The 11,946-nt window shown below is 73.9% G+C and carries 9 protein-coding genes and 2 pseudogenes; 4 read left to right on the top strand and 7 right to left on the bottom strand.

Features of this window, described 5'->3' with window-relative positions; translation table 11 throughout:
- The first annotated feature begins 45 nt into the window (after positions 1-45).
- A complete protein-coding gene (locus tag E6R18_RS04350) occupies positions 46-1,368 on the top strand; it encodes a D-arabinono-1,4-lactone oxidase (RefSeq protein WP_136315488.1) in 1,323 nt (440 codons plus the stop codon).
- A 15-nt stretch (positions 1,369-1,383) separates the two neighbouring features.
- Here the strand turns inward: E6R18_RS04350 and E6R18_RS04345 are convergent, their stop codons facing one another.
- Positions 1,384-2,370 (bottom strand): hypothetical protein, encoded by a 987-nt coding sequence (locus E6R18_RS04345; RefSeq protein WP_136315487.1) that lies wholly within the window; start codon positions 2,368-2,370, stop codon positions 1,384-1,386.
- Between the two features lie 495 nt (positions 2,371-2,865).
- Here E6R18_RS04345 and sepH point away from each other — a divergent pair, with 495 nt between their 5' ends.
- On the top strand, positions 2,866-3,924 hold the full coding sequence (gene sepH, locus E6R18_RS04340) for a septation protein SepH (RefSeq protein WP_136315486.1): 1,059 nt from the start codon (positions 2,866-2,868) through the stop codon (positions 3,922-3,924).
- A 105-nt stretch (positions 3,925-4,029) separates the two neighbouring features.
- Here the strand turns inward: sepH and E6R18_RS04335 are convergent, their stop codons facing one another.
- The gene (locus E6R18_RS04335; protein WP_136315485.1) at positions 4,030-4,857 is read right to left on the bottom strand and encodes a sulfurtransferase; all 828 of its coding nucleotides are present in this window, start codon (positions 4,855-4,857) and stop codon (positions 4,030-4,032) included.
- Between the two features lie 230 nt (positions 4,858-5,087).
- On the opposite strand from E6R18_RS04335, the gene E6R18_RS04330 reads away from it, so the two are divergent.
- Positions 5,088-5,864, top strand: a complete 777-nt coding sequence (locus E6R18_RS04330) for a VOC family protein (protein ID WP_206308213.1) — start codon at positions 5,088-5,090, stop codon at positions 5,862-5,864.
- Here E6R18_RS04330 and E6R18_RS34650 read toward each other — a convergent pair.
- Positions 5,836-6,238: pseudogene (locus tag E6R18_RS34650) on the bottom strand (hypothetical protein); the annotation flags it as partial. The gene E6R18_RS04330 and the pseudogene E6R18_RS34650 overlap by 29 nt on opposite strands.
- Between E6R18_RS34650 and E6R18_RS04320 the strand changes: the two are divergent.
- Positions 6,239-6,418 (top strand): annotated as a pseudogene (locus E6R18_RS04320) (MerR family transcriptional regulator); the annotation flags it as partial.
- Positions 6,419-6,443: 25 nt separating this feature from the next.
- On the opposite strand, the gene E6R18_RS04315 reads toward E6R18_RS04320, so the two are convergent.
- From E6R18_RS04315 to E6R18_RS04300, 4 genes are all read right to left on the bottom strand, one after another.
- Positions 6,444-7,094: a thymidine kinase gene (locus E6R18_RS04315; RefSeq protein WP_136315483.1), complete on the bottom strand. Its 651-nt coding sequence runs from the start codon at positions 7,092-7,094 to the stop codon at positions 6,444-6,446.
- A gap of 58 nt (positions 7,095-7,152) precedes the next feature.
- Positions 7,153-8,340 (bottom strand): nucleotide pyrophosphatase/phosphodiesterase family protein, encoded by a 1,188-nt coding sequence (locus E6R18_RS04310; protein ID WP_136315482.1) that lies wholly within the window; start codon positions 8,338-8,340, stop codon positions 7,153-7,155.
- Positions 8,340-8,936 (bottom strand): DUF5998 family protein, encoded by a 597-nt coding sequence (locus E6R18_RS04305; RefSeq protein ID WP_136315481.1) that lies wholly within the window; start codon positions 8,934-8,936, stop codon positions 8,340-8,342. Before E6R18_RS04305 ends, E6R18_RS04310 begins: the two co-directional genes overlap by 1 nt.
- A gap of 90 nt (positions 8,937-9,026) precedes the next feature.
- Complete coding sequence (locus tag E6R18_RS04300) at positions 9,027-11,888, bottom strand: bifunctional GNAT family N-acetyltransferase/acetate--CoA ligase family protein (protein ID WP_136315480.1); 2,862 nt, start codon at positions 11,886-11,888, stop codon at positions 9,027-9,029.
- Positions 11,889-11,946 lie beyond the last annotated feature (58 nt).

Below are 11,946 nucleotides of genomic sequence, written 5' to 3'. Positions count from 1 at the left end.
GCACCACCGGCCCTGGGCCGGTTCCTAGGGAAGGGCGCGGGGAAGATGACCGAGACCTACGCACGGACGGCGACGAGCCCGTGGCGCAACTGGGCGGGGAACGTCACCGCCCGCCCCGCACGGACCGTGTCCCCCGCGTCCGTGGACGAGTTGGCCGAGGCGCTGCGCAGGGCGTCCGAGGACGGGCTGCGGGTGAAGCCGGCCGGTACCGGCCACTCCTTCACCGCGACCGCGGCCACCGACGGGCTGCTGATCCGGCCCGATCTGCTGACGGGCATCCGCGAGATCGACCGCACGGCGATGACGGTGACGGTCGAGGCCGGTACCCCGCTGAAGCGGCTCAACACCGCGCTGGCCCGCGAGGGCCTCTCGCTCACCAACATGGGCGACATCATGGAGCAGACGGTCGCCGGGGCCACCTCCACCGGCACGCACGGCACCGGCCGCGACTCGGCGTCCATATCGGCGCAGATACGCGCCCTGGAGCTGGTCACCGCGGACGGCAGGGTCCTGACCTGTTCCAAGACCGAGAACCCCGACGTCTTCGCGGTCGCCCGGATCGGGCTCGGCGCGCTGGGCGTCATCACGGCGATCACCTGCGCCGTGGAGCCGGTCTTCCTGCTGACCGCCCGCGAGGAGCCGATGCCCTTCGACAAGGTCACGGCGGACTTCGACCAGCTGGTGGCCGAGAACGAGCACTTCGAGTTCTACTGGTTCCCGCACACCGGGAACTGCAACACCAAGCGCAACAACCGCAGCGCGGGCCCCGCCGCCCCGCCCGGAAGGGTCAGCGGCTGGATCGAGGACGAGCTGCTGTCCAACGGCGTCTTCCAGGTCGCCTGCTCGCTCGGCCGGGCGGTGCCCGCCACGATCCCCTCGATCGCCAAGCTCTCCAGCCGGGCCCTGTCGGCGCGTACGTACACCGACATCCCGTACAAGGTGTTCACCAGCCCGCGCCGGGTGCGGTTCGTGGAGATGGAGTACGCGCTGCCGCGCGAGGCCGCCGTCGAGGCGTTGCGCGAGGTCCGGGCGATGGTCGACCGCTCGCCGCTGCGGGTCAGCTTCCCCGTGGAGGTGCGGACCGCCCCGGCCGACGACATCGCGCTCTCGACGGCCTCGGGCCGGGAGAGCGCGTACATCGCCGTCCATCTGTACCGGGGCACGCCCTACCAGGCGTACTTCACGGCGGTCGAGCGGATCATGACCGCGCACGGCGGCCGCCCGCACTGGGGCAAGATCAACACCCGCGACGCCGCGTACCTCTCCGGGGTGTACCCGCGCTTCGGCGAGTTCACCGCCGTACGGGACCGGCTGGACCCGGACCGCCTGTTCGCCAACGACTACCTGCGCCGGGTCCTGGGCGACTGATCCGGAGGCCGGGGCTCACTCCCCCGTGCCGGTGCCGTCCGGCGCGGGAACGCCGTCCGTGGCCTCCGGGCCGGGCGTCGTGCCCTGCCCGTCGTCCGTGGTGCCCGGGGTGGGTGTGGGCGACGGCTCGACGCCGCTGCCCGCCGGGGACGAGGGGGTGGGCGTGGGGGCCGGGCCCTGCGAGGAGCCGTCGGGCTGCGGGCCGGTGCTGCCCTGCTCGTCCCGGCCGCCGGTGCCCGGGCTCGTCGAGCCGTCGTCCCGCTGGGCCGGAGCCGTGCCCTCCTGGTCCGGGTCGGCGCTGTCGGCAGGGGCGGGGGTGGACGGTCCCGCGTCGCGCTCGCCGCGTACGACGGAGCCGACTGTCGTGCCCCGGCCGCCGCTCAGGTCGTTGCCGGAGATCAGCTCGAACGTGGTGATGCCGGCCATCGAGACCACGAACACCAGCGCCGCGCCGATCGCCGAGCGCTTCCAGCCGCGCAGCCGGGTGCCGTGCGTGGTCGCCTCGGAGAACTCCTCGTCGCTTCCGGGGCCGGCCGGCACCTGCCGCAGGACGGTGGTGGCGTCGTGCCTGGGCAGAAGGACCGTCCCGTCCGCGTCCACGCGGCGCAGGACGGTCGTCCCGTCCGCCTCCACCCGGCGCAGGACCCTGGTCGCGTCGTCCGCCGCCGCCGGCAGGGCGGTGTCGTCCTCGGACGCCCCGGCGGGCCGCCGCGCAGCCGTTGTGCGGGTGTGGACCGTCACCTCGCGGCCCGGGTGCTTCACCTGAACGGTGACCTCGCGGATCTGCTCACCCGTACGGCGGAAGAAGTGCTGGAACACCGAGCCGCCGCAGGTGGCCACGATGCTCATGACGCCGGCCCCGGCGATGGTTCCGTACACGCCCAGCTGGGAAGCCGCCACGGCCGCCGCCACCGCCGCGACCGCACTGCCCGCGACCTGGGGCAGGCTCAGATCGATCCTCTTTCCCTCGGGTTCTGCGTCGCTTTCCGGCTTCTGCACCATTTCCAGCCCTTGATTGACATCTCTCCCACCATGCACCAACTAGGGACATGCGAACGAAGCCGAAAGTTCCGGTTGCGCGGATTGTGTGAAGCACGACACGGAACAGGGGCGATCGACGTCCGGACGGGTAGGTCAACTCCCGCACCCGAGGAGAACTTCGACGGCGCGGCGGTCCACCCACATGGCCCGAATGGAGTACTGTGGCGAGCCCTGGGGCCGGACTCCCACGTGGGCGTCCGGGACCTTCGGGAGGGGGCCGAAGGAGGCACTCGATCCGGCGGCGCACGGCATCGCACGGCGGCCAGCTACACGGAGTGACCATCGGTCACTTTGCGTTGCGCACAGGCCACCGTGGCATACCGGCGAGCAAGGGCTCACGCCCGACACGCCGGGCAACACGGCAATGTTGTGGCAGGCTGCACCCGGGCAGGCCACACTCGACTAGCGGAAGCAGCGACGCACGTGACGTCGGCAGGCACCACCCGGGAGGTCCCCATGCCCGAACTGCGTGTCGTGGCCGTCTCCAACGACGGCACACGACTGGTGCTCAAGGCTGCGGACAGCACGGAGTACACGCTTCCGATCGACGAGCGGCTGCGAGCCGCCGTGCGCAACGACCGCGCCCGGCTCGGCCAGATCGAGATCGAGGTGGAGAGCCACCTCCGCCCCCGCGACATCCAGGCCCGGATACGAGCCGGCGCCTCCGCGGAGGAGGTCGCCCAGTTCGCCGGGATCCCCGTCGACCGTGTCCGCCGCTTCGAGGGCCCCGTCCTCGCAGAGCGCGCCTTCATGGCCGAGCGGGCCCGGAAGACTCCTGTGCGCCGTCCCGGCGAGAACACCGGCCCCCAGCTCGGCGAGGCGGTGCAGGAGCGGCTGCTGCTGCGCGGCGCCGACAAGGAAACCGTCCAGTGGGACTCCTGGCGCCGCGACGACGGCACCTGGGAGGTCCTCCTGGTGTACCGGGTCGCCGGTGAGCCGCACTCGGCGAGCTGGACGTACGACCCGCCGCGCCGGCTGGTCCAGGCCGTGGACGACGAGGCGCGTTCGCTGATCGGCGAGACGGACGAGGTCGCGGCGCCCGAGCCCAGCTTCCCGTTCGTCCCCCGGATCGCCCGGCTGCCGCGCGACCGGCCGCTGGACCGCGCGCTGGACCGGCAGATCGAGCGCCCGGCCCCGCCGCCGCCCCCGGAGCCGGAGGAGCGGATCGGCGGGGTGACCGCGAGCGAGCGCGATTCGCTCACCAGCCTGCTGGAGGCGGTTCCGAGCTTCCGCGGCGACATGGTCGTACCGGAACGGCCGTCGCAGCCCGAGCCGTCGGCCATCGAGCCGGCCGCGCAGGAGCCGGAGGCGGAGGAGCCGCCGGCCGCTTCGGCGGGCGCGGGCTCCGCGTACGCGGACGTCCTGATGCCGCGCGCGGTCGCCGGCCACCGCGACCGGCTGACCGGGACGACGGACCGGCAGGCGGAGGCGGACGGGGTCCGGCCCGGGCGCCGGGCGGCGGTGCCGAGCTGGGACGAGATCGTCTTCGGCACGCGCCGCAAGAAGCAGGACTGAGAAGAAGGAACAGGGGTCGTGACGGGGGCCCGTACGCAGCCGCGTACGGGCCCCCGTGCGCCGTACGGACGCGACCGGCCGCGCCGGTTCTGCGGGGAGGCCCCCTTACCGGGGCTCGGGGCCGGTGGCGACCGGGCGCGAGGCGTCGCCGGACCACTGCGACCAGGAGCCCGCGAAGAGGGCGGCCCGGTGACCGGCCAGCTCCAGGGCCAGCACCTGCTGGGCCGCGGAGACGCCCGAGCCGCAGTAGACGCCGACCTCGGTGGCGTCGCCCACGCCCAGCCCGGCGAACCGGGCGGCCAGGCGCTCGGGGCTCAGGAAGCGTCCGTCCGCGTCCACGTTCTCGCCGGTCGGGGCCGAGACCGCGCCGGGGATGTGTCCGCCGACCCGGTCGATGGGCTCCACATCGCCCCGGTAGCGCTCGGCCGCCCGCGCGTCGAGCAGCACGCCCGAGCGGGCCAGGGCGGCGGCGCCGTCCGCGTCGAGCAGCGGCAGCGCCCCCGGCGCCGGCACGAAATCGCCCTCCTCGGGTTGCGGGGTCTGCTTCGACAGCTCCCCCGTCCAGGCGGCCAGACCGCCGTCCAGCAGCCGGACGTCGTGGTGCCCCGCCCAGCGCAGCAGCCACCAGGCGCGGGCCGCGGCCCAGCCCTGGCCGCCGTCGTAGACGACCACCGGAGCGCCCGCACGGACTCCGGCGCGGCGCATCACGGCGCCGAACTCCGCCGGGTCGGGCAGCGGGTGGCGGCCTCCGTCGCCCGCCGGCCCGGCCAGCTCGGTGTCGAGGTCGACGAAGACCGCGCCGGGGATGTGCCCCGCCTCGTAGTCGGGGCGGCCGTGCGGGCCGCCCAGCTGCCAACGTACGTCCAGGAGCACCGGCGGATGTGGCCCCGCCAGTTCGCTCGCACATTCGGATGCGGAGATGATGGGCTTCATGCGTGCCATCCTCGCGCAGACGCCCGGCCGTCCGTAACAGCGGCGAGGTTCCCATACCGCCGCAAACCGGGCTACCGGCGTCGAGATCCCGGAACGGACGGCGCGGCCGGAGCGCATCCCGCGCCCGGTGGTGCCAACATCTGCACGGGGCGTACACCGGTCGCACCGCACCACGGCGCGCGCGCCCCGTTCCCCCGTACGGCCACCACGATGGTCCGAGGAGAGTGACGATGACCGAGGCTGCCGCCCGGCGTACACCTGGAACACCTTGCTGGGTGAGTCTGATCGTGCACGGCCTGCGCACGACCCAGAACTTCTACGCCGAGCTTTTCGGCTGGGAGTTCGGGCCCGGCCCCGAGCAGCTCGGCCCGTACGTGCGGGCGCTGATCGACGGGAAGGAGGTCGCGGGCATCGGCCAGCTGCCGCCCGACCGGCACCTCCCGATCGCCTGGACGACCTATCTGGCCACCGACGACGCCGATCAGACGGCGGAGTCGATCCGGGCCTGCGGCGGCACGGTCGGCGTCGGTCCGCTCGACGCGGGCGAGGCGGGCCGGGTGGCCATCGCGTCCGACCCGGGCGGCGCCGTCTTCGGGATCTGGCAGGCGGCCCAGCACCTGGGCACCTCGCTGGCCGGGGCGCCCGGCACGCCCGTCTGGAACGAGCTGGTGACCCGGGAGACGTCGACGGTCGCCAAGTTCTACCAGGCGGTCTTCGGCTACGAGGCCAAGGCCGTCGTCTCGGCCGACTTCGACTACCAGACCCTGCACCTCGAAGGCCGCCCGGTGGCCTCGCTGCACGGCGTCGGCCATGCCCTGCTGCGCGACCGGGGCCCGCACTGGATGACGTATTTCGAGGTGGCCGACACCGACGAGGCAGCACGCCAGGTCGCGGAGCTCGGCGGGCAGCTCCTGAGCCCCCCGAGAGAGAGTCCGAGCGGCAGAGTGGCGACGGTCGCGGACCCGGAGGGCGCGGTGTTCACGATCCAGCGGTCGGCGGCGAGCTGACGGGGGTGCGCACCCAGCGCCAGGGCACGAGCTGGACGGCGCCGAAGGCCACTTCGGCCACCATGAACAGCCAGAGCCAGTACGGGGCCGCCGTGGGCCGGCGCGTACGCCTGCCACAGGGCGAACAGCGTGCGCGCGAGGCCGTCGTACAGGCCGTGCACCGGCAGTGGCCGGACGATCCTCAAAAGCGCCCAGACGGCCACCACCGAACCCATCAGGTTCGCGTAGAGGGTTTCTATCGGGTCGAGGGCGGGCAGGGCGCCCGCCCCGATCGCGTCACCGGGCCGGGACAGCGCGGTGTGGACCAGCGTGTACGTCCACGGGGTGGCGGACCCGGCGGTGACGACGAGGTCTTACCACGCGCTCGCGCGTAGGCCGAGATCGCGCGCACCGGTGAGGAACTGCGCGACGCACCCGACAGCGCCGAGGCCCTGTCCGCGCTGTTCGAGGAGAAGACCGCGTTGGTCGACGCGCGGATGGCGGACCTCGCCGCCCTGCGGGCCGACCTCGCCGCGCGCGTCGGCTCCGGATGCCCGCTGCGGGCGGCCGGCTGAGCGGGCGACCGCCGTCGGACCGGGATCAGGCGGAGGAGACCGGCAGGACGTCCGGGGAGAGCGCGCCCGCCTGCGCGGACGCGGCAGTCATGCGGCGGCGGTGGTGACGGCGGCAGAGCACCTCGTAACCGACCTCGCCCGCCGTGCGGTTCACGTCGCCGACGACGACCTGCGCGCCCTCGACGACCATCTCGCCGTCTATCGTCCGCGCGTTGTGGGTGGCGCGGGCCCCGCACCAGCACAGGGCCTCCACCTGGAGGGCTTCTATCCGGTCGGCCAGCTCGACCAGCCGCTGCGAGCCGGGGAACAGCCTGGTGCGGAAGTCCGTCGTGATGCCGAACGCGAAGACGTCCATCTCCAGGTCGTCCACGACCCGGGCCAGCTGGTCGATCTGGGCGGGTGCCAGGAACTGCGCCTCGTCCACGATCACGTAGTCGACCCGGGCGCCCTTGGACAGCTGGGCGACCAGGTAGGCGTACAGGTCCATGCCCTCGTCCGCCTCGACCGCCTCCGTCACCAGGCCCAGCCGGGAGGACAGCTTCCCCTCCCCCGCCCGGTCGTCCCGGGTGAAGATCACGCCCTGCAGGCCCCGGGCCGAGCGGTTGTGGCCGATCTGAAGGGCCAGCGTGCTCTTTCCGCAGTCCATCGTTCCGGAGAAGAACACAAGCTCGGGCATGAGGGGTTGAGCACCTTTCGGGACGGGCGGAGCGGGCGGGCGGGGCGGAACGGCAGGGCTACGAGCGTACTTCCAGGAGCGGGACGAGCTGCTCGACGGGGGTCATCGAACCGTGCATGCCGACCATGGCCGACTCGTTCGGCTCGTTGCGGGAGGCGGTGATCACCACGTCGTCGTGGGCCGCGGCGACCACGTCGCCGATCCTGCCGTACACCCGCTCGTCGATCCGGGGGCCGAACCAGCCCGCCGCGACGGCCTCGTCCCGGCTCGCCACCCAGAACTGCTCGCCCAGCACCTCGCGCCACACGGCGAGCACGTCCGACTCGGCGCCCGGGACCGCGTACACGTGCCGGGCGCGGCCCTCGCCGCCGAGCAGCGCGACGCCCGCGCTCAGCTCCCAGTCCTCGTCGAAGTCGATCCGGGACTGCTCGTCGAACGGGATGTCGATCATCCCGTGGTCGGCGGTGACGTAGAGCGCGGAGCGCGGCGGAAGCTGCTCGGCCAGCCGCCGGGCCAGCCCGTCGACGTACATCAGCTGTCCGCGCCAGGCGTCCGAGTCGGTGCCGAAGCGGTGCCCCTTGCCGTCGACCTCGCTGTAGTACGTGTAGACGAGCGAGCGGTCGCCCGCGGCCAGCCGCTCGGCGGCGGTGTCCATCCGCTCCTCGCCGGTGAGCCGGCCGAGGAACGAGCCGCCGCTGAGCGCGACCTTGGTCAGCGGGGTCTGCTCGAAGGCGGGTGCGGAGACCTGGGCGGTACGGACTCCGGCCGCGTCGGCGAGCTGGAAGACGGTGGGATAGGGCTGCCACGCCTTCGGCGGGGTCCACGGGTTCCAGCGGAGCTGGTTCATCAGCTCGCCGGTCTCCGGGTTGCGGACCGTGTAGCCGGGAAGGCCGTGCTCGCCGGGGGGCAGCCCGGTGCCGACCGAGGCCAGCGAGGTCGCGGTGGTGGCCGGGAAGCCTGCGGTGATCGGGCTCCCCGTGCCGCCGCGCGAGGTGGGCAGCAGGGAGTGCAGGAACGGGGCCTCGTCGGGGTGGGCCTTGATCTGCTCCCAGCCGAGGCCGTCGATCAGGAAGACGCAGTTGCGGTCGGCGGGGGTGAGCTCACCGATCGCGGCGGTGAAGCCGGGCACTTCCTGGCCCGCGAGGAGCGTCGGCAGCAGATCGGCGAGCGAGCCGCTGCCGTACTCCGGGACGGGGGCCGAGTCGACGGGCAGCAGGACGGGGTCCTGCCAGGCCGGCTGGTCCATCAGCGGCCGGCCGCCGCGGTCACGGCCGTGGCCTCGGAGAGCGCCTGGGCGAAGGCGAGGGTCTGGCGCACGGTGTCCGGGCCGTCGCCGGCCTCGCTGACCCGCAGGCTCAGGTCGTCGGCGGTGGAGCTGCCGGTGTAGCCGTGGTCGGCCTCGCAGTTGGGGTCGCCGCAGGCGGCGGGCTCCAGGTCGATCCGGGAGACCGCGCCCCAGCCGATGGTCAGGACGACCTCGCGGGGCAGCGTGCCCGGGACGTACTTCTCCGGGTTGGCGACGACCCGGCTGACCACGACCGAGGAGATCCGGTCGAGCTTGACCGACTCGGTGGAGGTGGTGGCGTACGGCGAGGGGGAGGTGGTGTCGGCGTTCTGCTCGTCGGTGTGGCTGACGATGAAGCGGGTGTCCGTGAGCACCAGGACCGTGACGTGCCGGCGCACCTCGTTGGAGTCGAACGTCGTCTCCTGGTGCACCAGGTACGAAGAGACCGGCTCACCGCCCACGGCGGCCTCCACCGCCTCGGCCACGAGGGCCGGGTAGTAGCCGCTGCGCTCGATCGCCGCGCGCAGCCCCTGGGTGGTCGTACCGGTCTTAGCCATGGGGACCATCCTACGGGGGACGGATGGCTGCCGGGGACGCCGCGGCGCCCCCGTGCGGGCCGGGTCCAGCCGGTCTCCAGTCGGTCCCGGTCAGTAGTTGGACAGGCGGCGCGGGCCGAGGTCGTTCCGGGCCGGGGGCGGCGAGAGGCGGACGCTCGCCCCGAGGACGGAGAGCCCCTGGGGCGAGACCACGACGGGCTCCAGGGCGATGGAGACCACTTCGGGGTGGTCGTCGACCAGCCGGGAGACCCGCAGCAGCAGCTCCTCCAGCGCGGCGGTGTCCACCGGCGCCGAGCCGCGCCAGCCGAAGAGGACCGGAGCGGCGCGGATGGACCGGATCAGTTCGGCGGCGTCCCGGTCGGTGGCCGGGACCAGGCGGTGGGCGGTGTCGCCGAGGAGTTCGGAGGGCGCGCCCGCCAGGCCGAAGGAGAGGACGGCGCCCGCGGCCGGGTCGATGGTGGCCCGTACGACGGTGTCGACGCCGCGCGGGGCCATGGCCTGGACGACGGGCCGCAGCTCCGCGGGCTTGCCGAGCAGTTCGGTCAGGTCGCCGTACGCGCGGCGCAGTGCGGCCTCGCTGTCGAGGTCGAGGCGTACGCCGCCGAGGTCGGCCCGGTGGCGCAGATGGGGGGCGGTGGTCTTCAGTGCCACCGGGTAGCCGAGCCGCCCGGCGGCGGCCACCGCCTCCTCGGGTCCGGGGGCCGGCAGGGTGGGGCGCACGGCGATGCCGTAGCAGGCGAGCAGTTCGCGGGCCTCGTCGTGGCCCAGCGGCCGGCCGCGCGGGTCGGGGTCCTGGCCGAGCAGGGCGTCGATGCGGGCGGCGGCGCCCTGCGCGTCGATGGTGTCGTCCAGGAAGTCGGGCACCTTGCCGGGCACCGCGGCCTGGCGCCGCCACTGGGCGTACCGCACGGCTTCGGCGAGGGCCCGGACGGCGCGTTCGGCGGCGGGGTAGGCCGGGATGCGGCCGACCGGGCGGGTTCCTTCGGGGGCCTCGGGGGCGGTGCCGTCCGTGGCGGGCGTCGGCGCGGGGCCTCCCTGCGCCGCGGTGAAGGGCTGGGAGGCCGGGCGCTGCTGGGCCACGGTGCTGGTGGCGGCGGACAGCGCCTCCGCCAGGCCGCCGATCTCCACGTGGACCACGGCGACCGGCTTGGCGGGACCGGCGGTGGCCGCCGCGTGCAGGGCGGTGGCCAGGACCTCGCCGTCGCCCGACTCCGCCTCGCCGTTCTCGCCGACCCAGGGGATGGCCGTCACGATCACGGCGTCGCAGGCCCCGTCGGCCAGCGCCGCCGACAACGCGTCCCGGAAGTCCTGCGGGGTCGCGGAGGTGGTGAGGTCGATCGGCGGGCACGGGCGGAGCCCCTCGGCCAGGCAGGCGTCGTACGTGAGCAGCCCGAGGGATTCGGAGTTGCCGAGGATCGCGACGCGGCCGCCCGCCGGGAGCGGCTGGTCGGCGAGGAGCAGGCCCGCGTCGACCATCTCCGTCACCGTGTCGACGCGGATCACGCCCGCCTGCCGCATCAGCGCGGAGACCGTCGCGTCGGGGATGCGGCTGACCGGGACGGCGTGGCCGGGCGGGGTGGAGCCGCTGTGCCGGGCGCCCTTGACCACGACCACCGGCTTCACGGCGGCGGTGCGGCGGGCGAGGCGGGTGAACTTGCGGGGGTTGCCGAGCGACTCCAGGTAGAGCAGGGCGACATCGGTGTCCGGGTCCTCGTACCAGTACTGGAGGAAGTCGTTTCCGGAGATGTCGGCGCGGTTGCCGGCCGAGATGAAGGTGGACAGGCCCGCGCCGCGCCGGTAGAGGCCGGAGAGCAGGGCGATGCCGATCGCGCCGGACTGGGTGAACAGGCCGATGCGCCCGGAGGCGGGCCGTTCCGGGGCGAGCGAGGCGTTGAGCCGGACCGCTTCGGAGTTGTTGATGACGCCGAAGGCGTTGGGTCCGATGATCCGCATGCCGTACGAACGGGCCTGGCGCACCAGTTCGCGCTGGCGCTCGCGGCCTTCGGCGCCCCACTCGGCGTACCCGGCGGAGAGGACCACGAGGCCCTGGACGCCGTGTTCGCCGCAGTCCGCGACGGCTTCGGGGACCCGGTCGGCGGGTACGGCGACGACCGCGAGGTCGACGGGTTCGCCGATCTCGCCCAGGGAGCGGTGTGCGGGGACCCCGTCGATGGTGGCCAGGCCGGCGGCGAAGGCGCTGTTCACCGCGTAGGTACGGCCGGTGAAGCCCGCGCCGAGCAGGTTGCGCAGGACCGTGCGGCCGACGCCGCCGGGGTTGCGGCCGGCGCCGATGACGGCGACGGACCCGGGGGCGAGCAGCCGCTGCACGGACCGGGCCTCGGCGCGCTGTTCCCGGGCGCGCTGGACGGCCAGGGACTCGGCGGTGGGTTCGAGGTCCAGGGTGAGGTGGACGGAGCCGTCCTCGAAGCTGCGCTGCTGGGTGTAGCCGGCGTCCCGGAACACCTTGATCATCTTGTTGTTGGCAGGCAGCACCTCGGCGGCGAAGCGGCGGATGCCGCGCTCGCGGGCGACGGCCGCGATGTGTTCGAGCAGGGTCGAGGCCACGCCGCGGCCCTGGTGGGCGTCCTGGACGAGGAAGGCGACCTCGGCCTCGTCGGCGGGGGCCGAGGCGGGCCGGCCGCTCGCGTCGATCCGGTCGTAGCGGACGGTGGCGATGAACTCGCCGCCCACCGTGACGGCGAGGCCCACCCTGTCGACGTAGTCGTGATGGGTGAAGCGGTGGACGTCCTTCGCCGAGAGCCGGGGGTAGGGCGCGAAGAAGCGGTAGTACTTCGACTCGTCCGAAACCTGCTCGTAGAAGCTGACCAGGCGTTCGGCGTCGTCCGTGGTGATCGGCCTGATCCGCGCGGTGCCACCGTCGCGGAGCACCACGTCCGCCTCCCAGTGATCGGGGTAGGCGTGATGCGGACTCTGCTCCGGAGAGGGCTGCATGGGCAAAGCCTACGGCCGTCCCACCGGTCGCGGGGGTGTCGGGGCCGGGGCAGTCTGG

The organism is Streptomyces sp. A1277 (genome assembly GCF_004795015.1).
Classification (GTDB): Bacteria; Actinomycetota; Actinomycetes; order Streptomycetales; family Streptomycetaceae; genus Streptomyces.
Note: the sequence above shows the minus strand (reverse complement) of the source record. Positions and strands in the feature narration are given on the sequence as shown.

What these genes read in the sequence shown, in the direction of transcription:
- E6R18_RS04345 (WP_136315487.1), bottom strand. Translation starts at nt 2,370, where the DNA reads ATGGTGCAGAAGCCGGAAAGCGACGCAGAACCCGAGGGAAAGAGGATC.
- E6R18_RS04305 (WP_136315481.1), bottom strand. Translation starts at nt 8,936, where the DNA reads ATGGCTAAGACCGGTACGACCACCCAGGGGCTGCGCGCGGCGATCGAG.
- E6R18_RS04315 (WP_136315483.1), bottom strand. Translation starts at nt 7,094, where the DNA reads ATGCCCGAGCTTGTGTTCTTCTCCGGAACGATGGACTGCGGAAAGAGC.
- E6R18_RS04335 (WP_136315485.1), bottom strand. Translation starts at nt 4,857, where the DNA reads ATGAAGCCCATCATCTCCGCATCCGAATGTGCGAGCGAACTGGCGGGG.
- E6R18_RS04310 (WP_136315482.1), bottom strand. Translation starts at nt 8,340, where the DNA reads ATGGACCAGCCGGCCTGGCAGGACCCCGTCCTGCTGCCCGTCGACTCG.
- E6R18_RS04300 (WP_136315480.1), bottom strand. Translation starts at nt 11,888, where the DNA reads ATGCAGCCCTCTCCGGAGCAGAGTCCGCATCACGCCTACCCCGATCAC.
- sepH (WP_136315486.1), top strand. Translation starts at nt 2,866, where the DNA reads ATGCCCGAACTGCGTGTCGTGGCCGTCTCCAACGACGGCACACGACTG.
- E6R18_RS04330 (WP_206308213.1), top strand. Translation starts at nt 5,088, where the DNA reads ATGACCGAGGCTGCCGCCCGGCGTACACCTGGAACACCTTGCTGGGTG.
- E6R18_RS04350 (WP_136315488.1), top strand. Translation starts at nt 46, where the DNA reads ATGACCGAGACCTACGCACGGACGGCGACGAGCCCGTGGCGCAACTGG.